The 25,003-nt window shown below is 67.0% G+C and carries 20 protein-coding genes and 1 pseudogene; 8 read left to right on the forward strand and 13 right to left on the reverse strand.

Annotated elements, in window-relative coordinates; all coding sequences use genetic code 11:
• The first annotated feature begins 81 nt into the window (after positions 1–81).
• From ACK8CO_RS18670 to metH, 3 genes are all read left to right on the forward strand, one after another.
• A complete protein-coding gene (locus tag ACK8CO_RS18670) occupies positions 82–2,892 on the forward strand; it encodes a glutamine-synthetase adenylyltransferase (protein ID WP_414897618.1) in 2,811 nt (936 codons plus the stop codon).
• Positions 2,882–3,148 carry a hypothetical protein gene (locus ACK8CO_RS18675; RefSeq protein WP_414897619.1) on the forward strand — a complete coding sequence of 89 codons (267 nt, stop codon included), beginning with the start codon at positions 2,882–2,884 and terminating at the stop codon, positions 3,146–3,148. Before ACK8CO_RS18670 ends, ACK8CO_RS18675 begins: the two co-directional genes overlap by 11 nt.
• A 650-nt stretch (positions 3,149–3,798) precedes the next feature.
• Complete coding sequence (metH, locus tag ACK8CO_RS18680; RefSeq protein WP_414897620.1) at positions 3,799–7,560, forward strand: methionine synthase; 3,762 nt, start codon at positions 3,799–3,801, stop codon at positions 7,558–7,560.
• A 40-nt stretch (positions 7,561–7,600) separates the two neighbouring features.
• Here metH and ACK8CO_RS18685 read toward each other — a convergent pair whose 3' ends face one another.
• From ACK8CO_RS18685 to pyrC, 7 genes are all read right to left on the reverse strand, one after another.
• On the reverse strand, positions 7,601–8,038 hold the full coding sequence (locus ACK8CO_RS18685) for a paraquat-inducible protein A (RefSeq protein WP_196774393.1): 438 nt from the start codon (positions 8,036–8,038) through the stop codon (positions 7,601–7,603).
• A 22-nt stretch (positions 8,039–8,060) separates the two neighbouring features.
• The gene (locus tag ACK8CO_RS18690; protein ID WP_080616464.1) at positions 8,061–8,807 is read right to left on the reverse strand and encodes an ABC transporter ATP-binding protein; all 747 of its coding nucleotides are present in this window, start codon (positions 8,805–8,807) and stop codon (positions 8,061–8,063) included.
• On the reverse strand, positions 8,804–9,586 hold the full coding sequence (locus ACK8CO_RS18695; RefSeq protein WP_414897621.1) for an MlaE family ABC transporter permease: 783 nt from the start codon (positions 9,584–9,586) through the stop codon (positions 8,804–8,806). Before ACK8CO_RS18695 ends, ACK8CO_RS18690 begins: the two co-directional genes overlap by 4 nt.
• The gene (gene alr, locus ACK8CO_RS18700; protein WP_414897622.1) at positions 9,583–10,635 is read right to left on the reverse strand and encodes an alanine racemase; all 1,053 of its coding nucleotides are present in this window, start codon (positions 10,633–10,635) and stop codon (positions 9,583–9,585) included. The genes ACK8CO_RS18695 and alr overlap by 4 nt, the downstream gene beginning before the upstream one ends.
• Positions 10,636–10,712: 77 nt before the next feature.
• A complete protein-coding gene (locus tag ACK8CO_RS18705) occupies positions 10,713–12,209 on the reverse strand; it encodes a replicative DNA helicase (RefSeq protein ID WP_080616461.1) in 1,497 nt (498 codons plus the stop codon).
• Positions 12,210–12,412: 203 nt separating this feature from the next.
• Positions 12,413–13,093 carry an orotate phosphoribosyltransferase gene (locus tag ACK8CO_RS18710; protein ID WP_080616460.1) on the reverse strand — a complete coding sequence of 227 codons (681 nt, stop codon included), beginning with the start codon at positions 13,091–13,093 and terminating at the stop codon, positions 12,413–12,415.
• Positions 13,094–13,160: 67 nt separating this feature from the next.
• Entirely contained in the window at positions 13,161–14,204 is a 1,044-nt protein-coding gene (gene pyrC, locus ACK8CO_RS18715; RefSeq protein ID WP_414897623.1) for a dihydroorotase, read from the reverse strand.
• 240 nt (positions 14,205–14,444) lie between these two features.
• On the opposite strand from pyrC, the gene ACK8CO_RS18720 reads away from it, so the two are divergent.
• Positions 14,445–14,651, forward strand: a complete 207-nt coding sequence (locus ACK8CO_RS18720) for a hypothetical protein (RefSeq protein ID WP_080616458.1) — start codon at positions 14,445–14,447, stop codon at positions 14,649–14,651.
• 32 nt (positions 14,652–14,683) lie between these two features.
• Here ACK8CO_RS18720 and ACK8CO_RS18725 read toward each other — a convergent pair whose 3' ends face one another.
• The 3 genes from ACK8CO_RS18725 to ACK8CO_RS18735 all read right to left on the reverse strand — a co-directional run bounded on the left by ACK8CO_RS18725 (position 14,684) and on the right by ACK8CO_RS18735 (position 17,792).
• Positions 14,684–15,643 (reverse strand): phosphoadenosine phosphosulfate reductase, encoded by a 960-nt coding sequence (locus ACK8CO_RS18725; protein WP_414897624.1) that lies wholly within the window; start codon positions 15,641–15,643, stop codon positions 14,684–14,686.
• A gap of 114 nt (positions 15,644–15,757) precedes the next feature.
• Complete coding sequence (locus ACK8CO_RS18730) at positions 15,758–16,378, reverse strand: LysE family translocator (RefSeq protein WP_414897625.1); 621 nt, start codon at positions 16,376–16,378, stop codon at positions 15,758–15,760.
• A 193-nt stretch (positions 16,379–16,571) separates the two neighbouring features.
• On the reverse strand, positions 16,572–17,792 hold the full coding sequence (locus ACK8CO_RS18735; RefSeq protein WP_414897626.1) for an acyl-CoA dehydrogenase: 1,221 nt from the start codon (positions 17,790–17,792) through the stop codon (positions 16,572–16,574).
• A 296-nt stretch (positions 17,793–18,088) separates the two neighbouring features.
• Here ACK8CO_RS18735 and ACK8CO_RS18740 point away from each other — a divergent pair, with 296 nt between their 5' ends.
• The 3 genes from ACK8CO_RS18740 to ACK8CO_RS18750 all read left to right on the forward strand — a co-directional run bounded on the left by ACK8CO_RS18740 (position 18,089) and on the right by ACK8CO_RS18750 (position 19,768).
• Positions 18,089–18,535 carry a VWA domain-containing protein gene (locus ACK8CO_RS18740; protein ID WP_414897627.1) on the forward strand — a complete coding sequence of 149 codons (447 nt, stop codon included), beginning with the start codon at positions 18,089–18,091 and terminating at the stop codon, positions 18,533–18,535.
• 669 nt (positions 18,536–19,204) lie between these two features.
• Positions 19,205–19,336 carry a hypothetical protein gene (locus ACK8CO_RS18745; protein WP_255377917.1) on the forward strand — a complete coding sequence of 44 codons (132 nt, stop codon included), beginning with the start codon at positions 19,205–19,207 and terminating at the stop codon, positions 19,334–19,336.
• Between the two features lie 3 nt (positions 19,337–19,339).
• On the forward strand, positions 19,340–19,768 hold the full coding sequence (locus ACK8CO_RS18750; RefSeq protein WP_414897628.1) for a hypothetical protein: 429 nt from the start codon (positions 19,340–19,342) through the stop codon (positions 19,766–19,768).
• 783 nt (positions 19,769–20,551) lie between these two features.
• On the opposite strand, the gene ACK8CO_RS18755 is transcribed toward ACK8CO_RS18750, so the two are convergent.
• Together ACK8CO_RS18755 and infC are read right to left on the reverse strand one after the other, a co-directional pair.
• A complete protein-coding gene (locus ACK8CO_RS18755; RefSeq protein WP_414897629.1) occupies positions 20,552–21,895 on the reverse strand; it encodes a methyl-accepting chemotaxis protein in 1,344 nt (447 codons plus the stop codon).
• A 151-nt stretch (positions 21,896–22,046) separates the two neighbouring features.
• Entirely contained in the window at positions 22,047–22,589 is a 543-nt protein-coding gene (gene infC, locus ACK8CO_RS18760; RefSeq protein WP_414899046.1) for a translation initiation factor IF-3, read from the reverse strand.
• 480 nt (positions 22,590–23,069) lie between these two features.
• Here infC and ACK8CO_RS18765 point away from each other — a divergent pair.
• Positions 23,070–23,909 (forward strand): annotated as a pseudogene (locus ACK8CO_RS18765) (IS5 family transposase); the annotation flags it as partial.
• A gap of 270 nt (positions 23,910–24,179) precedes the next feature.
• Here the strand turns inward: ACK8CO_RS18765 and tpiA are convergent.
• Positions 24,180–24,938, reverse strand: a complete 759-nt coding sequence (gene tpiA, locus ACK8CO_RS18770; RefSeq protein WP_414897630.1) for a triose-phosphate isomerase — start codon at positions 24,936–24,938, stop codon at positions 24,180–24,182.
• Positions 24,939–25,003: the final 65 nt, after the last annotated feature.

The following is a 25,003-nucleotide window of genomic DNA, read 5'->3' on the forward strand; positions in this document are numbered from 1 at the left end:
TGCGGCCAAGACTATCGGCACCCGGCGGGGCGGCTGCAACCCCCGTTGACCGGGGCGCGCCCGCGCGGCATCACTTCGGCCATGAGCTTTGCATCCCGCCTGACCCGCGCGCCCCATGCGCATGAGCCCGACCGCGCCGCCGAGGCGGCCGACCGCTTCGCCGCCCAGCCGCCCGAGATCCGCACCCTGCTGGAGGGCACGGCGGGCTGCAGCCCCTATCTCTGGGGGCTGATGACGCGCGAGGCCGACTGGCTGGAGGATCTGCTGGCGAGCGCGCCGGAGCCGGTCTTCGCGGCGCTGATGGACGAGGTCCGGGCCCTGTCGCTAGAGGCGCTCAGGCCCGGGCTGCGCCAGGCCAAGCGGCGCGCCGCACTCCTGATCGCGCTGGCCGATCTCGGCGGGCTCTGGCAGCTCGAGGCGGTGACCGGCGCGCTGACCGATTTCGCCGATCTCTGCGTCGATGTGACGATCCGGCGGCTGGTCGCGGCAGAGATCGCCCGTGGCAGGCTGCCCGGTCTGAGCGAGGCCGATGCCGACACGGCGGGCGGCATGGTGGCGCTGGCGATGGGCAAGCAGGGCGCGCATGAGCTGAACTATTCCTCGGATATCGACCTGATCTGCCTGTTCGACCAGGACCGGTTCGACCCGGCCGATTTCCACGAGGCCCGCAGCGCCTTCGTCAAGATCACCCGCCGCATGACCGCGATCCTGTCCGAGGCCACCGGCGAGGGCTATGTCTTCCGCACCGATCTGCGGCTCAGGCCCGATGCCTCGGTCACGCCGGTCTGCATGTCGATGGAGGCGGCCGAGCGCTATTACGAAAGCCTCGGGCGGACCTGGGAGCGCGCGGCCCATATCAAGGCGCGGCCCTGCGCGGGAGACATCGGGGCGGGCTGGGCCTATCTCGACCGGCTCCGGCCCTTCGTCTGGCGCAAGCATCTCGATTTCGCGGCGATCCAGGACGCCCATGACATGCGGCTGAGGATCCGCAGCCACAAGGGGCTGCATGGCGGGCTGGTGCTGGAAGGCCATGACATGAAGCTGGGACAGGGCGGCATCCGCGAGATCGAGTTCTTCACCCAGACCCGGCAGATCATCGCGGGCGGCCGCGATCCCGAACTGCGGGTGCGGGGCACGGTCGAGGGGCTGACGCGGCTCGCCGCCAAGGGCTGGGTGCCCGAAGAGGTGGCCGAGACCCTGACCGCCGATTACCGCGCCCATCGCGAGGTCGAGCACCGCTTGCAGATGGTCAATGACGCCCAGACCCATCTTCTGCCCAATTCGCCCGAAGGCATCGTCCGGATCGCGCATTTCTGCGGCGCGTCCGAGGCCGGCCCCTGGCGCGATGCGCTGGCGGCGCGGCTGCGCCGGGTGGCGGGGCTGACCGAAGGCTTCTTCGCCCCCGGCAAGCCTACCGAGGACCTGCCCGATATCCCGAAGACCGCGGCCGAGATCGTCGAGCGCTGGCCGCGCTATGCCTGCCTGCGCACGACCCGCGCCCGCGAGATCTTCAACCGGCTCAAGCCCGATCTTTTCGCGCGGCTGACCAAGGCGCCGCGCCCCGACGAGGCCTTCGCCGCCTTCGACGGCTTTCTCGCCGGGCTGCCCGCGGGGGTTCAGCTTTTCTCGCTGTTCGAGGCCAATCCGCATCTGATCGACCTGCTGATCGACATTATCAGCGTTTCGCCCGACCTGGCCCAGTATCTCTCGCGCAATGCCCGGGTGCTCGACGCGGTGATCGGCGGCAGCTTCTTCGAGGACTGGCCGGGGCGGGCGGCGCTGACGGATGCGCTGGCAGAGCGGCTCGGGGCGCTCGACGATTACGAGGCCCAGCTCGACGCCGCGCGGGCCTGGGCACGCGAATGGCATTTCCGGATCGGGGTGCATTTCCTGCGCGGGCTGATCGATGCCAAGACCGCAGGCGCGGAATATGCCGATCTGGCCGAGGCGGTGCTGGCAGCACTCTGGCCCCGCGTCGTGGCGCAATTCGCGGCCAAGCATGGCGCGCCGCCCGGCAAGGGCGCCGTGGTGCTGGGCATGGGCTCGCTCGGGGCCGGGGCGCTGAGCGCGCGCTCGGATCTCGACCTGATCGTGATCTACGATGCCGACGGGGTCGAGGCCTCGGACGGTCGCCGGCCGCTGGCCTCACGCGCCTATTACGCCAAGCTCACCCAGGCGCTGGTGACGGCGCTGACCGCGCCGATGGCCGAGGGCCGGCTGTACGAGGTCGACATGCGGCTCAGGCCCTCGGGCAATCAGGGGCCGGTCGCGACCTCTCTGCAGAGCTTCCGGAACTATCAGCGCGACGAGGCCTGGACCTGGGAGCATCTGGCGCTGACCCGGGCGCGTCCGGTCGCGGGCGAGGCGGCGCTGGGCGCCGAGGTCGAGGCGTTCCGGCGCGCATTGCTTGCCGACAAGGCGGATGTGGCGCGCACGGTTGCGGGCATTGTCGACATGCGGCGGCGGTTGGCCGGGGCCAAGCCCGCGAAATCGACCTGGGACGGCAAGCAGGGGCCGGGCAGGGGGCAGGATATCGAACTGATCGCGACGGCCGCGGCGCTGATCGCGGCCAGCCCCGCGACCGCGGTTGCCGAGCAGATGGCGGCCGGGGTCGATGCGGGCTGGTTGCGGCAGGACGAGGCTGCGGCGCTGGGCGCGTCCTACCGGCTGCAGCGCCGGATCCAGGGCGCGGCCAAGCTGATCTCGGATTCGCCGCTCGACCCGGCGCGGCTTGGCGAAAGCGGGCAGGCCTTCCTGCTGCGCGGCACCGGTGCGGCGGATGTGGCCGCGCTTCAGGACCTGCTGGAGATTCAGCGGGCGGCGGCGGCCAAGGCCATCGAGGCGGTGATTGCGCGCAGCCCGGCCGAGGAGGAGAAGGCGGATGCGGATTGAGCTGGCGGACCCGCGTGGCGTAATCCGCGAATCCTACCGGATCGAGGGCATCGGTGCGCCCGAATGCCGGTCGATCTTTCTCGACTGGGCGATCGGGTTGCCCGAGGGCGTCGACCCCCAGCGCGCGGTGCAGAGGCTGCTGGCCGAACATGCGGCCGCCGCGCCCGATCACCCGATGACGGCGGTGCTCCGGGCCGGGCTGGAGACGGGGCCGCGGGCGCGGCGGCGCGGCGGGGCGCGCGGCAGACGAAGCTGACCCCCGGGACGGCGCCTCCCGACTCTGATCCCCGCAATGTGACCTGCCGGGCCGGGCGGTTCGGGCCGGGCGGTTCGGGCCGGGAAGGGCGCCGGGCCGCTTTCGGAACATCGGGCCCGCCGCCGGATGTCCCCGACCCGGGCCATCCTGCGGGAAGTGCCGGGGGCGGTCGGCGTTCGTCGATCAGTGCCGCGAAACGCCCCGTTGTCTTCGGTTGCCCGTCTGGCCGGTGACCCGCCCGCGTTGCAGCGGCCTTTCCGAAGCCTTTGCGCATGATCCGCGATACCCTCCGCCCCGGGGGAGCTGCCTTTCTTCCGGGCTGCTGAAGGGGCCGGTCCGATGCAGCCCGGTCGGAATGGATTGCGGGCGTCGACTTGCCATGTGCCCGGGGCAAGTCGGGTTCCTGCGCGCTGTTGCGTCGTCGGGACCACGGACCGCGAGAGGAGGGAGGGGGCCGACCGGGTCCGCCGCAGGCGACAGAGCGTCCCGATACGCTTCCGGTGCAGGGGGCATGATCCGGGCCGGATTTTTCCTGCACCCGCCCGGGGATGGGCGCGGTCGGGCAACGCCATGGAAATGTGAGGCAGACTCATAACAATGGTGACAAACATGAATTGGACTTGTCTCGCAGAAGGCGCTACCTGCCGCCCATGACCCATACCGTACCCCGCCCCGCCCGCCTCGCCCTCTCGCCCGTCTTCGACACCCTTCGTGCGGCTGCGCGCGACCGGGTTCTGGTCCTTGACGGGGCGATGGGCACGCAGATCCAGAAGCTCGGCCTGAGCGAGGAGGATTTCACCGGCCATGGGGCGGGTTGCGGATGCCATCGGCATGGCGACAAGCCGCAGAAGGGCAATAACGACCTCCTCAATCTCACCAATCCGGATGTGATCGAGGAGATCCATTACCGCTATGCCCTCGCGGGCGCGGATCTGGTCGAGACCAACACCTTTTCCTCGACCACCATCGCCCAGGCCGATTACGGTCTGGAAGACAAGGTCTTCGCGCTGAACGAGGCGGGCGCGCGGCTGGCGCGCAAGGCCATGGACCGGGCCGAGGCCGAGGACGGGCGGCACCGCTTCGTCGCGGGCGCGCTGGGGCCGACCAACCGCACCGCCTCGATCAGCCCCGATGTGAACGACCCCGGATACCGGGCCGTCAGCTTCGACGATCTGCGGATCGCCTATGCCCAGCAGCTGCGCGGGCTGATCGCGGGCGGCACCGATCTGGTGCTGATCGAGACGATCTTCGACACGTTGAACGCCAAGGCCGCGATCTTCGCCTGCGAGGAGGTGTTCACCGAGACCGGCCTGCGCCTGCCGGTGATGATCTCGGGCACCATCACCGACCTGTCGGGGCGCACGCTCTCGGGGCAGACGCCCACGGCCTTCTGGCATTCGGTCCGTCACGCGAACCCGCTGACCATCGGGCTGAACTGCGCGCTGGGGGCCGATGCGATGCGCCCGCATCTGGCCGAGCTTTCGGCCGTGGCCGATACCCTGATCTGTGCCTATCCCAATGCGGGGCTTCCCAACGAGATGGGCGAATACGACCAGACCCCGGACGAGATGGCGGCGCTGGTCGCGGGCTTCGCAGAGGACGGGCTGGTCAACGTGGTCGGCGGCTGCTGCGGCTCGACCTACGATCATATCGCGGCCGTGGCACAGGCGGTGAAGGGGCATGCCCCCCGCAGCCTGCCCAGGCCCGCGCGTCATTTGCGGCTGTCGGGGCTCGAGCCCTTCACCCTGACCGACGATATCCCCTTCGTGAATGTGGGCGAGCGGACGAACGTCACCGGCTCGGCCCGCTTCCGCAAGCTGATCAAGGAGCAGGATTACGCGACCGCCCTGGATGTGGCGCGCGATCAGGTCGAGAACGGCGCCCAGATCATCGACGTGAACATGGATGAGGGGCTGATCGATTCGAAACAGGCGATGATCGATTTCCTGAACCTCGTCGCCGCCGAGCCCGATATCGCCCGCGTTCCGGTGATGATCGACAGCTCGAAATGGGAGGTGATCGAGGCCGGCCTGAAATGCGTGCAGGGCAAGCCCGTGGTCAACTCGATCTCGATGAAGGAGGGCGAGGAGGCCTTCCTGCACCATGCGCGGCTGTGCCGGGCCTATGGCGCGGCGGTGATCGTGATGGCCTTCGACGAGCATGGCCAGGCCGATACCGAGGACCGCAAGGTCGAGATCTGCCGGCGTGCCTACAAGCTTCTGACCGAGGAGGTCGGCTTCCCGCCCGAGGACATCATCTTCGACCCCAATGTCTTCGCCGTCGCGACCGGCATCGAGGAGCATGACAATTACGGCGTCGATTTCATCGAGGCCACCCGCCGGATCACGGCCGATTGCCCGCATGTCCATGTCTCGGGCGGTGTCTCGAACCTGTCCTTCAGCTTCCGCGGCAACGAGCCGGTGCGCGAGGCGATGCATGCGGTCTTCCTGTACCACGCCATCCAGGCCGGCATGGATATGGGCATCGTCAATGCCGGGCAGCTGGCGGTCTATGACCAGATCGACCCCGAGCTGCGCGAGGCCTGCGAGGATGTGGTTCTGAACCGCAACGCCAATGCCACCGAGCGGATGCTGGAGCTGGCCGAGAAATATCGCGGGCAGGGCGGCGGCAAGACCCGCGAAAAGGACATGTCCTGGCGCGAGCTGCCGGTCGGGAAACGGCTGGAACATGCGCTGGTCAACGGCATCACCGAATTCATCGAGGCCGATACCGAGGAAGCCCGGCTGGCCGCCGAGCGGCCGCTGCATGTCATCGAGGGCCCGCTGATGGCGGGGATGAACGTGGTCGGAGACCTCTTCGGCGCGGGCAAGATGTTCCTGCCGCAGGTGGTGAAATCGGCGCGCGTGATGAAACAGGCCGTGGCCGTGCTGCTGCCCCATATGGAGGCCGAGAAGGATGGCCGCCGCGAGGCTGCGGGCAAGGTCCTGATGGCCACCGTCAAGGGCGACGTCCATGACATCGGCAAGAACATCGTCGGCGTCGTTCTGGCCTGCAACAATTACGAGATCGTCGATCTGGGGGTGATGGTCCCGCCCGAGAAGATCATCGCCGCCGCGAAGGAGCACGAGGTCGACATCATCGGCCTGTCGGGGCTGATCACGCCCTCGCTCGACGAGATGGTGCATATGGCCTCGGAGATGGAGCGTCAGGGCTTCGACATTCCGCTGCTGATCGGCGGGGCGACCACCAGCAAGGTGCATACGGCGGTGAAGATCGCGCCGCATTACAGCCGGGGGCAGGCGGTCTATGTCACCGATGCCAGCCGCGCGGTGGGCGTGGTCTCGTCGCTCCTGAGCGACAACCAGAGGGCGGGCTATGTCGAGGGCATCCGCGAGGAATATCGCGAGATCGCCGAAAAGCATGCCCGTGGCGAGGCCGCCAAGAAGCGTCTGCCGCTGGCTGCGGCCCGCGCCAATCCGGTGCCGATCGACTGGACGGCCCATGCCCCGGTCAGGCCGTCCTTCCTCGGCACCAGGGTCTATGACCGCTGGGATCTGTCGGATCTGGCCGCGCATATCGACTGGACGCCGTTCTTTCATGCCTGGGACATGCGGGGGGTGTTTCCGCGCATTCTCGAGGACGAGAAGAAGGGCGAGGCGGCGCGCACGCTTTACGACGATGCGCGGCGGATGCTCGACCGGATCGTGCAGGGCGCGTGGTTCGCGCCGAAGGGCGTGGTGGGCTTCTGGCCCGCCAATGCGGTGGGCGACGATGTCCGGCTTTACACCGGCGAGGACCGGACCGGGACGCTTGCGACCTTCCACACGCTGCGCCAGCAGACCGCCAAGCGGCCGGGCGTGGCCAATGCCGCGCTGTCGGATTTCGTGGCCCCCGAAGGCGTCGCGCCCGACTATCTGGGCGGTTTTGCGGTGACCGCGGGCCCCGAGGAGGTCGCCATCGCCGAGCGCATGGCGGCCGAACATGACGACTATAGTGCGATCATGGTCAAGGCGCTTGCCGACCGCATCGCCGAGGCCTTCGCCGAACGGATGCATTCGGAAGTGCGCCGGACGCTCTGGGGCTATGCGCCCGACGAGGCCTTCAGCCCCGAAGAGCTGATCGCCGAGCCCTACAAGGGCATCCGGCCCGCGCCGGGCTATCCGGCCCAGCCCGACCATACTGAGAAGGTGACGCTGTTCCGGCTGCTCGATGCCGAGCGCGCGGTCGGCATCCGGCTGACCGAGAGCATGGCGATGTGGCCGGGCTCGTCGGTCTCGGGGCTCTATTTCGCCCATCCCGACAGCTATTATTTCGGGATCGGCAAGGTCGAGGCCGACCAGGTCGCCGATTATGCCGCGCGGAAGGGGATTGCGCTCTCCGAGGCCGAACGCCATCTGGCACCGGTGCTGAATTACACCCCCGGCAGGGGCGGCGACGCGGCGGCAGCCTGAAGCCACGCGCTCTACGCGCCCGGCGGATCTCGCCGGGCGCTCAGCCCCGTTTCAGGGCCCGGGCCGTCAGGCTCGACAGCGCCAGCGAGGCCAGCACGCAGAAGGTGAAGAGGTAAAGCCCCCAGGCGGTCTCGACCCGGCCCATGCCGATACCCTTGACCACCACCACATAGATAGCGATCAGGAACACGTCGGCCATGGCGAGCTTGCCCATGACATGGATCGCGGGCAGCAGCCGGGGCGAGGCCAGATCGTACTGGATCAGCGCCAGCCCCACGGTCTTGGCATAGGGCGCGACCAGCGCCAGAAGCGTCACCAGCAGCGCCAGCAGGATGTCGGTCTGCCAGAGCGAGGCGAGCCCCGACAGCACCGAGATTTCCGACAGTCCGAACAGTGGCAACAGCCCCGCGCGCAGCAAGGGCGCCGCCCAGGCGATGGGGAAGAGGACCAGCAGCGCCAGATTGGCGAGGCGCAGCAGGCGCAGGGTCACGGCCGTTCCGTCACCGCACCGCCTCGATGGGGCCTTCGGCGCGGCCATGGATGAACTGGTCGAGATAGGGATCGCCCGAGTGGTCCATGTCGGCGACGGGGCCAGTCCACTGGATCACGCCGCCATGCAGCATCGCCACATTGTCGGCAATGGCCCGGACGGAGCTCATGTCATGGGTGATGGTCATGGCGGTCGCGCCCATCTCGACCACGATCTCGCGGATCAGCTCGTTGATGACGCCGGCCATGATCGGGTCGAGCCCGGTCGTGGGCTCGTCGAAGAAGATGATCTCTGGCTCGGCCGCGATGGCGCGGGCCAGGCCCACGCGCTTTTGCATGCCGCCCGAGAGCTCGGCCGGGAACAGCTCGGCGACATCGGGCTTCAGCCCGACCCGGCGCAGCTTCTCGATGGCGATCTCGCGGGCCTCGGCCTTGGGCCGCTTGCCGGGGCCGCGCAACAGCCGGAAGGCCACGTTCTGCCAGACCGGCAACGAGTCGAACAGTGCGCCGCCCTGGAACAGCATCCCGAACCGCGCCAGAAACGCCTCACGCTCGGCCTTCGAGGCGTCTTCGCCCTGGATCAGGATCTGGCCCGCATCGGGCCTGACAAGCCCGAGGATGCATTTCAAAAGCACCGACTTGCCGGTGCCAGAGCCGCCGATGATGACCATGCTCGCGCCTTTCGGAACGGACAGGTTGACGTCGCGCAGCACGCGGTTGCGGCCGAAGGCCTTTTCGATGTGGCGAAGCTCGATCATGCGGAGAAGAACAATGTGGTGAGAAGATAGTTCGAGGCGAGGATCAGGATCGAGGCGGCCACCACGGCGGATTTCGTGGCCGCGCCGACGCCCTGGGCGCCGCGACCCGAATTCATGCCGAAATAGCAGCCCACGAGCGCGATCAGGAAGCCGAAGACCGCGCCCTTGATCAGCCCCGAGGTCACGTCCCAGAACTCGAGGTAATCGGCGGTATTCTTGAGATAGGCGGCGGCGTTCAGCCCGAGGCTCTTGGTGCCGACCAGATAGCCGCCGAGAATGCCGATTGAATCGCCCACCGCCACCAGGACCGGCACGGTCAGCGTCGCGGCCAGCACCCTCGGCACGGTCAGATAGCGCATCGGGTCGGTCGAGAGCGTGGCCAGGGCGTCGATCTGCTCGGTCACCTTCATCGTGCCGATCTCGGCCGCGATCGACGAGGCCACGCGCGCGGCCACCATCAGCCCGCCAAGGACCGGTCCAAGCTCGCGCACCATGCCGATGGCCACGATCGAGGGCACCACCTGCCCGGCATTGAAGCGCGAGCCGCCCTCGTAGATCTGCAGCGCCAGAGCGGCCCCGGTGAAGACGGCGGTAAGCCCGACCACGGGCAGGCTGTTATAGCCGATCACCCAGATCGCATGGCCGAGCTCGCGCAGGTAGAAGGGTGGCCGGACCAGGGCGTAGAGCGTGGCCAGGCCATAGAGCGCAATCCGGCCGATCGCCGCGAGCGCCCCCAGGACGGCGCGTCCGAGCGCGCCGAGCGGCGCCAGCAGGATCATGCCCCGGCTCCGCTGACGTAACGGCGGGCATAGCGGCGCCCGAGCGCGGTCATGATCTCGTAGCCGATGGTTCCGGCCGCGTCGGCGACCGCATCCACCCCCTGTTCGGGGCAGAGCAGGTCGAGCGCGGGCGGCACCTTGCGAAGATGGGTGATGTCGGCGGTGATGAGGTCCATCGAGACCCTCCCGAGGATCGGGCAGGGCGTGCCCTCGAACCAGAGCTGGCCCCGGTTCGACAGCGCCCGGTGCATGCCGTCGGCATAGCCTGCTGTGACGGTCGCGACCACGCGGCGATCGGGGGCGGTATAGGTATAGCCGTAACCGATGCTCTCGCCCGGTTCAACCTCGCGGGTCTGGATCACCGGGAAGGAGAGGCCGACGACCGGCTCGGCCTCGGCGAAGGGCATCCCGCCATAGACGCCCATGCCGGGCCGGGTGACGTCGAAATGATAGTCCGGTCCCAGCAGCACCCCGCCGGTGGCCGAGAGCGAGCGCGGCACGTCGCAGCCTTCGGTCATCTCGCGGAAGGCGGTCAGCTGCTGGAGGTTCGCGGGGTGCTCGGGCTCGTCGGCGCAGGCCAGATGGCTCATGATCAGAACCGGCTTCGCGGCCAGAACGATCTCGCGCAGCGCGGCCCATTCGGCCGGTTCGAGACCCAGCCGGTTCATCCCCGAATCGAGCTGGATGCCGAAGGGCCGGCCGGGCAGGCCCTCCATATGGCGGGTGAGCTGCTCGACCGAGTTCAGCATCGGCACCAGATCGAGATCGCCGATCATGTCGGTATCGCCCGGCATATGGCCCGAGAACACGCAGATCTGCGGCCCCGGTCCCAGCGCGTTGCGGATCTGGGCGCCTTCCTCGGCGGCGGCGACGAAGAAGCGCCGAGCGCCGGCCTGGGCCAGCACGCGGGCGACGCGGTCGCCGCCCAGCCCGTAGCCGTCGGCCTTGACGACGGCCCCCGTTTCCACGCCCGCCCCGCTTGCGCGGTCGAGCGCCTTCCAGTTCCGCGCGAGCGCGTCGAGATCGATCGTGAGTGTTCCGGTAGCCATGGGCGCTGTTGTGCCACGCGCGCGGGCCGCGTCAAGAGCGGAATGCCCCGGGCGCGGGGCCGCGACCCAAGGTCCGATCAAAACCCCTCGACCGCCTGTCCCTGCTGCCAGGGCTGGACGAGGTTGCCGAAGCGGGTGAAGCGGCCCTCGAAGCTGAGTTCGACCGAGCCGATGGGCCCGTGCCGCTGCTTGCCGATGATGACCTCGGCCTTGCCGTGCAGGCTTTCCATCGCCTCCTGCCAGCGTGCCATGCCTTCGAGGTCATGATCGCTGGGTTTCTCGCGTTCCTTGTAATATTCCTCGCGGAACACGAACATCACGACATCGGCATCCTGCTCGATCGAGCCCGATTCCCGGAGGTCCGACAGTTGCGGCCGCTTGTCCTCGCGGCTTTCGACCTGCCGCGACAGCTGCGACAGCGCGACGACGGGAATGTCCAGCTCCTTGGCGATGGCCTTCAGGCCCTGCGTGATCTCGGAGACCTCGTTCACCCGGCTGTCCTTGGCGGTGGCGGGACGCACGAGCTGGAGGTAGTCGACGAAGAGCGCGTCGAGCCCGTGGGTCCGCTTCAGCCGCCGGGCGCGCGCGGCGAGCTGGCTGATCGGCAGGGCGGGCGTGTCGTCAATGTAAAGCGGGCAGGCCTCGAGTTCCTTGGCGGCATTGACGAAGCGGCGGAACTCGGCCTCGGTCATGTCGCCGCGGCGGATCTGTTCGCTGGGCACTTCCGAGGCCTCGGACAGGACCCGGGCGGCGAGCTGCTCGGCGCTCATCTCGAGGCTGTAGAAGCCCACGACGCCGCCATTCACCGCGCCGACCGACCCGTCGGGCATGGTGCCGCGCTTGTAGGCGCGGGCGATGTTGAAGGCGATGTTGGTCGCAAGCGAGGTCTTGCCCATCGAGGGCCGTCCGGCGAGGATCAGAAGGTCCGAGCGGTGCAGCCCACCGAGCTTCTTGTCGAGATCGGTCAGCCCGGTCGAGACGCCCGCAAGCCCGCCATCCCGCTGATAGGCGGCATTGGCGACCTTCACGGCATCGGTGACGGCGCGCAGGAAGGACTGGAAGCCGGATTCGGACTGGCCCTTCTCGGCCAGCTTGTAGAGCCCCTGCTCGGCCTCGACGATCTGGGCGGCGGGTTCCGAGGCGATGTCGACCTTGGCAGCCTTGTCCGAGATCTCGGCGCCGAGCTTCATCAACTCGCGGCGGAGCCAGAAATCGTAGATCATCTGGGCATAGTCGCGGGCCGCGAAGGACGAGATCGCCGCCCCCGCAAGCCGCGCCAGATAGGCCGGCCCGCCCAGTTCGGCCAGCCCCTCGTCATCCTCGAGGAAGGCCTTCAGCGTGACCGGCGAGGCCAGCTGGTTCTTCTGGATCCGGTTCGCGGCGATTTCGTAGATCCGGGAATGGACCGGGTCGTAGAAATGCTGCGGCTGGACGATGGACGCGATCCGGTCGAAGATCTCGTTATTGGTCAGGATCGCGCCCAGCAATTGCTGTTCGGCCTCGACGTTATGGGGCAGGCCGACGGTCTCTTCGGCTGTCTCGCCCTCGGGCCGGATCGTTCTGACCTTGTTCATGTCGATTAATCTCCCTGCGGCCGGGTTCTATCCCCCCGCCAATGGCCACGGCAAGCTTTGTAAAGCTGTGGATGGCCTGTGGATGAATTGTGCATGAAGTCCCGCCCCCTTCATCTTGCGGCGAAGGAGGTTCATGCGTCAAGATCTGGGTCGGCCCGGTCCGGGCGGCAGAAAGTCCGGCCAAGCGGCGGGCGGGATTGCGCCTATTGCTGGCGGCGCGCCTCCTGCCAGGCCCGGGGGGCATCGAGAAAGGCCTCGACCTCGGACAGGGTCGTGGCATCGAAGGCGTCCTGGCGCCTGGCCTCGGCCAGAACGTCGCGCCAGGTGCACAGATGGTGCAGCCGGACGCCGTGATCGCCGAGCCTCTTCTCGGTCTCGGGGAAGATCCCGTAATAGAAGATCACCGCCGTATGGCCGCAAACCGCGCCGGTCTCGCGGATCGCATCGACGAAGCTGAGCTTCGAGCCGCCATCCGTGGTCAGGTCCTCGACCAGCAGCACCCGGTCGCCCTCGGCCATCACGCCCTCGATCCGGGCATTGCGGCCATAGCCCTTGGGCTTCTTGCGCACATAGGTCATCGGCAGCGCCATCCGCTCGGCGATCAGGGCGGCGAAGGGAATGCCCGCGGTCTCGCCACCGGCGATGTTGTCGAAGGCCTCGAAGCCCGCCTCGCGCAGGACGGTGACGGTCAGGAAATCCATCAGCGTGGCGCGGATCCGCGGGAAGGAGATCAGCTTGCGGCAGTCGATATAGGTGGGCGAGGGCAGACCCGAGGCCAGCGTGAAGGGGGTCTCGGCATTGAAATGCACGGCCCCGATTTCCAGCAGCATGCGGGCGGACAGGCGGGCGATCTCGGTCTGGTCCGGGAAGGCTGTGGGGATCATGGCGCGGACGTCTCCATTGGCTGCCGGACGGCCCCGCCCGGCGATTTTTCTGCGAAAAATGCGCGGCTCACCGCTCGACCCGCCAGTGCAGATCGAAGCCCGGATCGAACAGCGTGACCGGACCGGCCCCGGTCTCGATCCGCGCGGGATAGGCGACGGGGGCGGCGTCCCGGGTCAGGGTGATGCGGTCCTCGTTGGGCGGCAGGCCATAGAAGGCGGGCCCGTTCAGCGAGGCGAAGGCCTCGAGCCGGTCGAGCGCATCGGCCTGCTCGAAGACCTCGGCAAGGCAGGAAAGCGTGTTGCTGGCCGAAAAGACGCCCGCGCAGCCGCAGGCGCATTCCTTGGCGGGATCGACATGGGGGGCGCTGTCGGTGCCGAGGAAGAAGCGCGCATCTCCGGAGGTGGCTGCTGCGACCAGCGCGTCGCGGTGGCGGGCGCGCTTTGCCACCGGCAGGCAGTAGTAATGCGGCTTGATGCCCCCGACCAGGATATGGTTGCGGGTGATGATCAAGTGGTGGGTCGTGATCGTCGCACCAAGCCCCGCCGGGGCCGCGCGCACGTAATCGACGCCATCCGAGGTCGTGATATGCTCCATCACCACCCTGAGCCCCGGCACGGCCCGGCGGATCGGGTCGAGCACCCGGTCGATGAAGACGGCCTCGCGGTCGAAGATGTCGATCTCGGGGTCGACAACCTCGCCATGGACGCAAAGCGGACAGCCGATCTCGGCCATCTTTTCGAACACCGCCCGAACCTTGCCGAAATCGCTTACGCCCGAGGCCGAATTGGTGGTGGCCCCGGCGGGATAGAGCTTGACCGCCGTCACCAGCCCGGCCGCATGGGCCCGCGCCACATCTTCGGGGTCGGTTTCTTCGGTGAGATAAAGCGTCATCAGCGGCGTGAATTCCGCCCCCTCGGGCAGCGCGGCCAGGATCCGGTCGCGATAGGCGGCGGCTTCGGCTGCGCTCACCACCGGCGGCACGAGATTGGGCATGATGATGGCACGGGCGAAGTCGCGGGCGGATTCGGGCAGAACGCCCGCCAGCATGGCGCCGTCGCGCAGATGAAGATGCCAGTCGTCGGGGCGGCGGATGGTGAGGCTCTGGGTCATGGGGCAGGGCGATACACAATCGTCCGGGCGCTTTCCAGTACCGATCGCGACGCGGGCCGGACCAGGGCCCGGTGAAGCGAAGTCCGGCGGGTTCGCGCCTTTGCCCCGCGGGGGAGGGAAGGGGCGAGCCACCCGCCGGGCGCAAGGCGGGGCTTCCCAGCCGACAATGGAAAAGTCACGGCTTCTGTCCTATCTTGGCGGCATGGGAGGAAACGTCTGTACACGAACAGGAGTTTCCATATGGCACTCGCGAATACGCATGTTGCGGGCCCTCGCGGCTCGTTCTTTTCCTCGGTCATTGCGGCCATGGTCCGCATTGTCGAGAACCATCCGCGCACGCGCGCGCTGGACCGGCTGAACGCCATTTCCGATGAGGAACTGGCCGCCCGCGGTCTGACCCGTCAGGACGTGATCCGCCGGATATTCAGCGACCGCTTCTATCTCTGAGTTCCGGCCCGGAGGGGAGGGTTGCGCCCGGATCAGACCGGATCGGCGGGATCGGCTGGGCGGTGACGCCGGAGCTGCCGGTCGAGATCCGTGCGCGGGCCGGTGAATGCGTTGATATGCCCCGAGGCCGTCTCGGTTGCCGCAATGCGGCGGGCATGGCGGCAGACCCTGGCGGCCAGATCCGTCCGGCCCGATTTGTCGAGCCGCTCCATCAATGCGGCCAGATAGGGCGCATGCCGCCGCCGGGCCCGAAACAACCGGTGATAGACCCCTGACGAAAGCTGCCCTTCGCCTGCCGCGTCGATCAGCTCGGGCAGAACCCCCATCGCCGCGAGATGGGCTTCGAGCGCGTCGCCGCAACAGGGCGCGGCCAGTCGCAGCACGTTGGCGCCGTCGAACAGCGCTGCATGCATCGCATCGAGCGTCTGTGCCGGATCGTAAAGGATCGCGGCGCAGGCGGCCGCCTCGATCATGTCGGGGGCGTAACCGTACCGCGTGGCGAAATCGCGTCGCCGCGCGATCAGGAAACGCCGGTCCCAGTCAAGCCGCGCCGGGTCGAGCGTGGCCTGCGGCGCCAGCGCCACGACGGCGGCGCCCGGTGCCGCCACCGAATAGGCGCAGGCGGCATAGCCGCACATTCCCGCCCCGTAGAACACGACCCGCTCGAATCCGTCAAAGAAATCCGCATCGATCCGTTCGTCGAAGAAGCCAAAGACCGCCGGGTCGCGGAACCAGGTTGCGCCATGTGCGACCAGCGTCAGCCGCGACCAGCCCGCGGGCTCGGCCAGATGCGCGGCGAGGGTCCGCCCGGCGGTCTCGCCGGTCAGGATCTTGCGCGCCTGCTCGAACGTGACCAGCAGCGTGTCGCCGCCCGGCGCCCAGACCGCCGCATGATCGGGGCCGAGCGCCTTCACCCAGGCGCCGGTTCCTGACCTGTCCAGCAATGTCTGCCAACGGCCTCTGTCGTTCTCGCTCGCCAACCGGTCTTTCATGGCCACCTCTGCAACCCTGGGAAAGCCTAAAGCCAAGTTGCGGCCTTCGAAAGGCGCGTTTCGCCTCGCCGGGCGCGGAACGGCGAGCCCTCGGCGAAAAAATGCGCCGGCGGCTCAGTTGCGTGCGGCGGCAGCGGTCAGTGCCCCCATGCCGATCAACGTGCCGCCGCCCGCCCGGGTGATCCAGCGCAGCACCGCAGCCCGCCGGATCTGCGCCCTCAGCCGGTCGGCCAGCAGCGCATAGGTCAAGGCGTTCAGCGCTGCGAGGCTGACGAAGGTCGCGATCAGTACCGCGAATTGCGGTGCAAGCGGGGATGCCGGGCGCAGGAATTGAGGCACGAAGGAAATGAAGAAGGCGATCGACTTCGGGTTCAGCGCGGTCACCAGGGCCGCATGGCCGAAGACCGCGCGGGCCGGGTGCGGGGCCGGGTCGACCTCGCCGGCCAGCACCGGCTGGCTTCTGAAAAGCCTGATCCCGAGCCAGATGAGATAGGCCGCGCCGATCCATTTCAGGGCTGTGAACAGCGTGGCAGAGGTCAGGATCAGTGCACCGAGCCCGGCAAGCGAGGCCGTCATCGCGATCAGATCGCCCAGCGCCACCCCCAGCGCCATGGCCACCGCGACCCGCCGCCCCTGGCTCAGCGCATAGCTCACCACCAGCAGGATCGTCGGTCCCGGCAGCACCAGCAGAACCGCCGAGGCCATGGCAAAGGCAAGCCAGAGATCCAGGGGCATGAGAGGCACTCCGGAGATGAACGTTCAGTTCGGGATCCTACGCCCTCCCGAAGCCCGCGCAAAGCATGGCGAGATCGCAGATCCCTTCTTCTTGGCCGAAATACCCCGGGGGGGAGTCCGAAGGACGGGGGGGCAGAGCCCCCCCGGCGCGCAAGATCCCGTCCCCGCGACGGGGTCTCAGAAAGACGGGGCCTCAGAAAAAGGCCTGCAGTCCGGTCTGCGCCCGGCCCAAAATCAGCGCATGAACGTCATGGGTGCCCTCATAGGTGTTCACCGTCTCGAGGTTCACCAGATGGCGCATCACCGGATAGCTTTCGGAAATGCCGTTGCCGCCATGCATGTCGCGTGCGGCCCGGGCGATCTCGAGCGCCTTGCCGCAATTGTTGCGCTTGATCAGGCTGATCGCCTCGGGCGCGGCCTGGGCCTCGTCCATCAGCCGTCCGACCTGCAGGCAGGCCGACAGCCCCAGCGCAATCTCGGTCTGCATGTCGGCAAGCTTCTTCTGGAAAAGCTGTGTCGCGGCCAGCGGGCGGCCGAACTGGCGCCGGTCGAGCCCGTAGCCACGTGCGGCATGCCAGCAAGCCTCGGCCGCGCCCATCACGCCCCAGGCAATGCCGTAGCGCGCCCGGTTCAGACAGCCGAATGGCCCCTTCAGCCCCTCGACCCCGGGCAAAAGTGCCTCTTCGCCGACCTCGACGCCGTCCATCGCGATCTCGCCGGTGGGCGAGGCCCGCAGCGATAGCTTGCCCTCGATCTTCGGGGCCGAAAGCCCGGCCATGCCCTTTTCCAGCACGAAGCCGCGGATCTTGCCGCCATGGGCCTCGGATTTGGCCCAGACCACGAAGATATCGGCCATCGGCGCGTTCGAGATCCAGGTCTTGCGGCCGGTCAGCCGGTAGCCGGTCGCGGTCTTCTCGGCCCGGGTCTTCAGGCTGCCGGGATCCGACCCGGCCTCGGGTTCGGTCAGCCCGAAACAGCCGATCAGCGTGCCCTGTGCCAGCTCCGGCAGATAGCGCTGGCGCTGCGCCTCCGAACCGTAGGCATAGATCGGATAGATCACTAGCGAGGACTGCACCGACATCATCGAGCGATACCCCGAATCGACCCGCTCGATCTCGCGCGCGACAAGGCCGTAGGTCACATAGGAGGCCCCAAGCCCGCCATGGGCCTCGGGCAGCGTCACCCCCAGAAGCCCGGCTTCGCCCATCTCGCGGAAAAGCCCGGGCTCGACGGTCTCGTCACGGAAGGCCTCGGTCGCGCGCGGTTGCAGCCGGTCCCGGGCAAAGGCCCGCGCCGCGTCGCGCAGCATCCGTTCGTCCTCGTCCAGTCGGTCGTCCAGACGCAGCGGGTCTTCCCAGTCGAACCGCGCCAGCTCGGGCGCCTCCGTCGGTTTCAGCGGGCTCTCCAAGGCCATTCCTCCTCCTTTGGGCTCAGGGACGAGGCATAGCCTGCGCGGCAGGGTGGGGCAATCGCCGCGGCGCGGCGCAGAGCGGCGGGCAAAGGCGAAAGGACAGCGCCGATGGCGGGTAAATCGGGTCCATCGAAGCGGTGCAGGCGATTCTGGCGGGGCAGGACCATTGCTGCGGCCGCGCCCCTGGTCTCGTGCCGCCGCCGGGCCGACCGGCTCGGGCCGCTGCCGGGCTGGTGCGGCACGACGGGTGCCACCCTGCGCGCGGGCGGGGAGATACGCGATTTTTCGACGAAAAATCGGTGCCCGCGCTGGTCCTCTTGGTTTTGCTGTGCGCGATTTCCGGCTTGGTGTCGCCATATTCGCGGACGGTGCTGCATATTCTGCATCCCGTGTCGAATGCGAAGAGCGCGGGCTGGACCAGTGTCGATGCCTTCACCTTCGGCACCCCTCTGACCAACATCACCCGCCATCTCGCCACGCAGGATGGCGACGCGGCGCATGCCGCCGCCGGGGCCAAGGCGTCCGACTGGGAGGGCCGCCCCCGGATCGTTATATCGCTTCAATCGCGACTGGTCGCTTCGGGTGCTCGGAACCGGCGAGGTGGTGCTTTTGATCACCGACGGGTCGACCGCGACGAGATGGACATCCTGTCGCGGGAGATCGAACGGCTGCGTCTCTTCGCAGATCCGCCGATCTGGATGATCCCGCCTCGGTGCCGGGACGGATTGCTCCCAAGGTATACGTAATAAAGAGGATTTCTTCCCATTTGGACTGTTTCGGGCCGGCCATTCGATCCGCATGCTTGAGGAACTGTCCGGGGCCGTTTCCGAGACCCCGGACAGCGGCGAGCGCGACCGGTTTCTGGCCGCCATGCGACATTCAGAACCGACTTGATGCAGATCAAAGTCGTGCTTCGGTAAAAGATACATCTGGCAATTACTGTTTGCGGGCGGCGCCGGACCGTTCCCAGCCGACGCCAGCAAACCCGCAGCGAGTCCCCTGTGTCTTTCCCAGCACAGGATTTCGGCATCAAAGGGGCCCTCCCTCCCCGGATGCCGGTCAGTGAAACGCCGTGGGCCCTCCCTCCCACGGCGTTTTTCAGTTCTTCGACGAGCGTTTTTTACGGTGGATCGGGCTAGATCCGAACCATGGCACGCAGTCATTTTATTCCTGAAATGGAATGTAATATGGCGTGAAACCTATGAAGCCCCTGGCGCTGAACTGGAAGATCGGCGGTCCGCTTCTTGAGATCGCGTTCTTTCTGACTGGGTTTAAGGCGAGGCCGATCAGCGTCTCGACCCGGGGTCGTGCTGTTCGACGCCTTTTCGCGGAACCTTCAGTGTCCTGATGCGGGTATCGCCACCGAGACGGCCGGGGTTTCTTCAACACAAGCAATGCCTTACTGACGAATTCGGATGGCGCATTGGCCGCCGGGCCACATGATTTCGGGCCTGATGCAAAGCCCGGTTTTGGTCCATGTCTTCGCCTTCGGAGAATTCCTGACCGCCATCCCGAGGGCGATGACGCTTCTGAAGAAGGAGGGGTGATCCATGACCATGACCCTTGTCGTGGTCGGGCTTCTGGTCTTGGCCTTCGGTTGGATAATCGACCGGATCGTTGCCTCAAAGCCGAACTGTATCTGCAAGATACTGACGCTGACCGATACCAACCTGCTGAAGACGATCCTCGTGGCGATCGGGACCGCTTCGATCCTTGTTTTCGCCGGACAGATCCACAGGAGTGTCGATGTCGGCCATTTGGCGGTCAGTTCGGCCCATGGCCGCGTATTGCCTGGTGGCGGGGGCCTGGGCTTCGGCTGGGCGATCGCGGTTGGTCGGATCGACGCGCTTTGCCTTGCAAGGCTGCGCCTCCTTTTCTGCGGGACGGCCGTCCGGTGGCCCGTTTGGATGTCTGTCGCGGCGCTTGGGCGACGCGTTTGGGCCGGTTGCCAGGAAGTGGGGCGCCATCTCTCCCGGTGATCAGGTTGCAAGAGCCGTTCGTCTTCGCTCTATCGGAAATCCGGCAGCCCCGACGCCCTTCCACCTTACCTCTCCGACGTATAGACAGCAAATCTGTCCTGTACTCGGAAGAGCCCGGCAATGACGCCCGGGCAGAGCCTCTGAGGCCGTCTTGTTGTCATCGGATGCGGACTTGTCGCGGATGGCGGGGGTGCATAGCGGCTGAGACTACCGGGCCATCCCGATCCTTCCTGACCCTATCCGGGCGTTCAGGCCCGACCCTCTGCTGACCCCCTTGGTTCTGAAACAGCCAGACAGCGCGCGCATTGTCAGGACGTGGCCCGGCATCCGGCCGGGTTTGTCCTCTCCGCCGTTTCGTAAACGAAGGCAACGCGGTCGAAGAGCGATATCCCCACCGGCCCTCTGCCTGGGCAAAGGCATTGCCTGCGCGGTAGGAGCTTCGGCCTATGTCCGGTTGAGTGCAGACCGCTCGGTGTGCCCGCCGCCTTGCCTGTGTCACGGGACCCTGTCTGGCCGGGCATGCGTCTGTTTCGGGAGCGCGCGTCGAGCGCAATGCTGCCGCTTGCTCGACCCGTCTTCGATTTATTCCGGAAACTACATGCAAGGCGTCGCTGGCGATGTTGCTGACAGGATCTGTCCTCGGAATGAGGATGGAGCACCTTCCCGTGCATATCTGCAGCATGGCGGGGGACGACGTCCTTGACAAATCCTGCTGCGACCCGCGCAGAGCGGGCTCTGCCGGAGCGAGGGGCGGTCCTTCAAAACCAGCGGACGTGCCAGGGATCAGGCCGCGCGAAGCGCGTTCAGGAAGGCGCGCACCCGCTGCGACAGGGTGCCCGTCTCGTCCGAGACCGTGCCGACCGCGTCTTTCAGCGTTCTCGACGTGTCGCCGGAACGCTCCACCCTATGCGAGACGTCGCGGATCATCTGGGCGATTTCACTGGTGCTGGAAGCCGTCGAATCGGCGTGTTGCGAAATATGCCGGGCGGCCTGGGTCTGTTCGGTCACCGAGACGCGGATGCTGTCCGAGAAGGAGCGGACCCGTTCCACGCTGTCGCTGATGCCGGATATGCGGGTGCTCATCATGTTGGTTTCGGACTGGATCCGCTTGATCCTGTCGTTGATCGACGTGGTGGCCTGACCGATCCGCTCGGCCAGGGCCTTGATCTCGAAGGCGACCACCGCGAAGCCCTTGCCCGCATCGCCCGCGCGGGTCGCCTCGACCGTTGCGTTGACGGCCAGCAGATTGGTCTGCTTGGCGATCTGCGCAATCATGTTGACGACCTCGTCGATTTCCTTGGCGGCGGATTGCAGGCTTTCGAGCTGTTCGGAAGAGGCCTCGGCCTCTTCCATCGCATTGGCCGAGGCCGTGGCCGCGTTGGTGACGTCCTGGGTGATCGAGGTGATCGATGCCGAGAGCTGCTCGATGGCGGAGGCGACGGACTGGGCGCTGGTTGCGATCCGGGAGGCATTGTCGGACAGCGTGTCGGTGCCCTGGCGCGCGCGGGAAATCTCCGAGTTCATTCCGTCCGCGGCATCGTCGAGCCTGGTCATCGAGCTTGAGAGCACCTCGGTCACGCGGCTGATTTCATCCTCGAAATTGCGGCTGAGCTCGTTCAGGCGGTTTTCATACTGCTCGGCCTGGGCGGCAAAAAAGGCCGAATTGGCAAGCTCGGTATCGAGCATCAGCACGCGCGAGAGCGTATCCATCAGCGGTGTGGGGTCCTGACGCCGGAAGAAGGATTTCCGGCGCACCTCGTTCATGATGACCCCCTGCAGCGCCAGTCCGACACGGGCATAGGCTGCGGTATAGAAGCTTATCGGCAATCCGATCCTGTGATGCACCAGGCCGATCTTCTCGGCGCTGTCGAAATACGGCTGCGAGAAATCCGATGTCAGCATCAGCACCCAGTGCTGCTTTTGCTTCTTGCGGGCGTGATCGCGCAGCGCCTGGCTCGGGAAAAATGCGTCCCAGTCCGGGGTATGGGCGATTTCCTCGTAGAAATCGGCAAGCACCTCGTCGAGATGGGGCAACAGGATCCGGCCCACCTCCTTCACCCGCTCGCGCGTTTCTCCCTGAAGCCCATAGGCCTGAAGCCGGGCCGACGGTTTTCTCTTTTCGGCCATGGTGCTGGGCGGCTCCTTGTTGCGCATGCGGATGCGTCAGCACCGTCGGGCACAAGGGTTGACCTTGCGTTACCTTTCGAGAGTTGCCTACAATACGAATGAAAAAGCCGCCCCGAGGGGCGGCCGTTCACCGGTCATTCCGGAACCTAGCCTACTTGGCCGGGCCGATCATCATCACCATCTGGCGGCCCTCGAGCTTGGGCATGTTCTCGACCTTGCCGATTTCCTTGATCTCTTCGGCAACCCGCTCGAGCAGTTCGCGCCCGAGATTCTGGTGCGCCATCTCGCGGCCGCGGAACCGGAGCGTGATCTTAACTTTGTCGCCATTCTCAAGGAACTTGACCACCGAGCGCATCTTGACCTCGTAGTCGTGGCTGTCGGTGTTGGGCCGGAACTTGATTTCCTTGACCTCGATCACCTTCTGTTTCTTGCGGGCCTCGGACTCGCGCTTCTGCTGTTCATATTTGAACTTGCCGAAATCCATGATCTTGCAGACCGGCGGCGTGGCATTGGGAGAGATCTCGACAAGATCGAGCCCGGCCTGTTCGGCCAGCTCCACACCCCGGGCGGGGGTCACGACTCCGAGGTTTTCGCCCTCTGCACCGATCAGGCGGATTTCAGGACAGCGGATGCGTCCGTTGACGCGAGGGCCGGTATCGCGCGTGGGCGGCGCGTTGTGAGGTCGGCGGGCTATGGTGTTGCTCCTTGGATCGTTTCGATTATTCAGACCCCAAGTTACCGCCGCGCCGGGTTCGCTTCAAGGCGGTTTTCCCTTGCCCGCAACGGATTGCCCCCTGCGGCGACGGGCCGGTTTGCCGCAGGCCGGGGGCTGTGGGGAAAAACCGCGCCGGAAGCCGGATCCGGACGTTCGGCATCCCGGCAGCTGTCGATCAAGAGAGCCCCCGGTCGCGATCGTCATTCTTGTCGCCCTTGGGTCGGGCGCAACAGGGCGCGAACTGCTGGCGGCCGGGTCGCCAGGCGAAGCCCAGAAGTTCCCGCATGCGGGCGGCGCGCCATGCCGGCCCCCATGCCAGTCGCGGCCATTGGGGCGGGAGAGGTCAGTGCCAGGGCCAAGGGCCCCGAGGAAGAGCCATCGTCCGCCGCTTCTGCGGGCTCTGTTGCACAAATCCGGCGAGGGATTCCTCTTGTGAAACCAGCGTGTCAGCTGCTCTGCATGAGCAGACCGATCTCTCCGAGCGACAAGATCGGGAACTGGCCAGCCCATAACGAAGCGCTCAAACGGCAGGGCTGACTGACGATGAAAGTGCCGTTCGGCATGGCGTTCCGACAGGCGCCCGGGGGCGTCGAAAGCCTGCTTCGGCTGGTCGGCCTCGTCCGGACGGTGCCCGGCTTCAGCGCGCTGTCCCGCCGTCAGAAGACCTTGGCGGTGAACATTCCCTATCGCGCCTCTGAGGGGCCGCGGCATCTGGTGATCGACAGCGCGGGCATCGAGGACGAGGGCTAAGGGGAGTGACATGCACGCTAGCACAATGGTCCGAAATGTCCTGTCTGGCGGCAAGATCCGCCTCGGGATCGGCGAGCAGACGCTGGAGGTCCGGGCGTTGAGATCTCCGGGCACCGGATCGGCGAGGCATCGGGGCAGCCCGACCTGCTCAGCCAGATCCCGGAGGATCAGGAGATCGGCAGTGGCGAGCCCGCGAAGGCAGACGGCGCGTATGACACCCGGAAATGCCATGATGCCATTGCCGACCGCAGTGCCCATGCCGTCATCCCAACCGCCGGGACTGCCAGGCCGTGGAAGTCCGTCAGCTCTGGTGCCGTGGCCCGAAACAACGCATGGCGCGCCGCGAAATACCTTGGTCGCGCGCTGTGGCGGCAGTGGAGTGGGGACCATCGTCGCAGCCGCGCCGGAACGAGGATGCACGGCATGAAACTGTCGGGCCAGCGGCCCATGGCCCGGGCCTTTGATCGGCAGATCGCCGAGATACAGCTCCGCATCGCCATCCTGAACCGCGACACCACCCTTGGCATGCCCGTCACAGAGGCCGTAGGGGCGGTCTGTTCGCGGATAGAGGAACGCGCCTATCTGCCGATTTCTTCAGCAAAGCCCGTCGAGATCTGCCGTCGGCTGCCTTCTCATGAGCAGCTGTTTCGGGTGTTCACACGCCATCGGGTCCGGCGATCCGGCGGAAAGGCCGGTTTGCATGACAGCTTATACCGCAGCGAGGGGCGCGCTCCGGGACTGTTCGAAAAGCAAAACGCCCGGAGCTTGCGCCGGGCGTTTCGGGCGTTTCGTCGAAGGTCTGGCCGGGATCGCTGCCGGTCAGGCGGCGGGAGCGGCCTCGAGGGCGGCGATGATCGCCGAGAAATCGTCCGCCTTCAGCGAGGCGCCGCCGACCAGCGCGCCGTCGACATTGGAGGTCGCGAAGATCTCGGCGGCATTGCCGGGTTTGACCGACCCGCCATAGAGCAGGCGGATGCCGTCGGCTGCGGCGCCATAGCGTGCGTCCAGCGCGGCGCGCAGGCTGTCATGGACCTCGGCAATCTGCTCGAGCGTCGGCACCCGGCCGGTGCCGATGGCCCAGACCGGCTCATAGGCGACGACCACGCTGTCGCCGGTGACGCCGTCATCGGGCAGCGAGCCGGCAAGCTGTGCACCCACCACGGCCAGGGTCTCGCCCGCGTCGCGCTGGCTCTCGGTCTCGCCGACACAGACCACGGCGGTGAGACCGGCGGCCAGCGCGGCCTCGGTCTTGGCGCGGATCAGCGCGTCGGTCTCGCCGTGATCGGCCCGGCGCTCGGAATGGCCGAGGATCACGTAGCTTGCCCCTGCATCGGCCAGCATCTCGGCCGAGATGTCGCCGGTATGGGCGCCGGAAACAGCCGGGTGGCAATCCTGACCGCCGACCGCGACCTTCGAGCCATGGACCGAATCCGCCATCCGGTCGAGCAGGGTGGTCGGCGGGCAGAGCAGGATGTCGACATCCGGGGCGGCATGGGCGGCAGCCAGAGCCACGGCCTCGCCGAGCGATCCGCTCAGCCCGTTCATCTTCCAGTTCCCAGCCGCCAGCTTCCTGCGCATGCGTTCGCTCCTCGCCAATGATGATGATTCCGGCCTTCCTAGGCGATTTCCCGGCCGGGAGGAAC

The organism is Rhodovulum sp. HP10, assembly GCF_047553435.1.
Lineage (GTDB): Bacteria > Pseudomonadota > Alphaproteobacteria > Rhodobacterales > Rhodobacteraceae > Rhodovulum.

Excerpts from the sequence above, each read along its gene's own strand:
- ACK8CO_RS18670 (WP_414897618.1), top strand. The coding sequence starts at position 82 with ATGAGCTTTGCATCCCGCCTGACCCGCGCGCCCCATGCGCATGAGCCC.
- ACK8CO_RS18675 (WP_414897619.1), top strand. The coding sequence starts at position 2,882 with ATGCGGATTGAGCTGGCGGACCCGCGTGGCGTAATCCGCGAATCCTAC.
- metH (WP_414897620.1), top strand. The coding sequence starts at position 3,799 with ATGACCCATACCGTACCCCGCCCCGCCCGCCTCGCCCTCTCGCCCGTC.
- ACK8CO_RS18690 (WP_080616464.1), bottom strand. The coding sequence starts at position 8,807 with ATGATCGAGCTTCGCCACATCGAAAAGGCCTTCGGCCGCAACCGCGTG.
- ACK8CO_RS18695 (WP_414897621.1), bottom strand. The coding sequence starts at position 9,586 with ATGATCCTGCTGGCGCCGCTCGGCGCGCTCGGACGCGCCGTCCTGGGG.
- alr (WP_414897622.1), bottom strand. The coding sequence starts at position 10,635 with ATGGCTACCGGAACACTCACGATCGATCTCGACGCGCTCGCGCGGAAC.
- ACK8CO_RS18705 (WP_080616461.1), bottom strand. The coding sequence starts at position 12,209 with ATGAACAAGGTCAGAACGATCCGGCCCGAGGGCGAGACAGCCGAAGAG.
- ACK8CO_RS18710 (WP_080616460.1), bottom strand. The coding sequence starts at position 13,093 with ATGATCCCCACAGCCTTCCCGGACCAGACCGAGATCGCCCGCCTGTCC.
- pyrC (WP_414897623.1), bottom strand. The coding sequence starts at position 14,204 with ATGACCCAGAGCCTCACCATCCGCCGCCCCGACGACTGGCATCTTCAT.
- ACK8CO_RS18720 (WP_080616458.1), top strand. The coding sequence starts at position 14,445 with ATGGCACTCGCGAATACGCATGTTGCGGGCCCTCGCGGCTCGTTCTTT.
- ACK8CO_RS18725 (WP_414897624.1), bottom strand. The coding sequence starts at position 15,643 with ATGAAAGACCGGTTGGCGAGCGAGAACGACAGAGGCCGTTGGCAGACA.
- ACK8CO_RS18730 (WP_414897625.1), bottom strand. The coding sequence starts at position 16,378 with ATGCCCCTGGATCTCTGGCTTGCCTTTGCCATGGCCTCGGCGGTTCTG.
- ACK8CO_RS18735 (WP_414897626.1), bottom strand. The coding sequence starts at position 17,792 with ATGGCCTTGGAGAGCCCGCTGAAACCGACGGAGGCGCCCGAGCTGGCG.
- ACK8CO_RS18745 (WP_255377917.1), top strand. The coding sequence starts at position 19,205 with ATGGCGCATTGGCCGCCGGGCCACATGATTTCGGGCCTGATGCAAAGC.
- ACK8CO_RS18750 (WP_414897628.1), top strand. The coding sequence starts at position 19,340 with ATGACCATGACCCTTGTCGTGGTCGGGCTTCTGGTCTTGGCCTTCGGT.
- ACK8CO_RS18755 (WP_414897629.1), bottom strand. The coding sequence starts at position 21,895 with ATGGCCGAAAAGAGAAAACCGTCGGCCCGGCTTCAGGCCTATGGGCTT.
- tpiA (WP_414897630.1), bottom strand. The coding sequence starts at position 24,938 with ATGCGCAGGAAGCTGGCGGCTGGGAACTGGAAGATGAACGGGCTGAGC.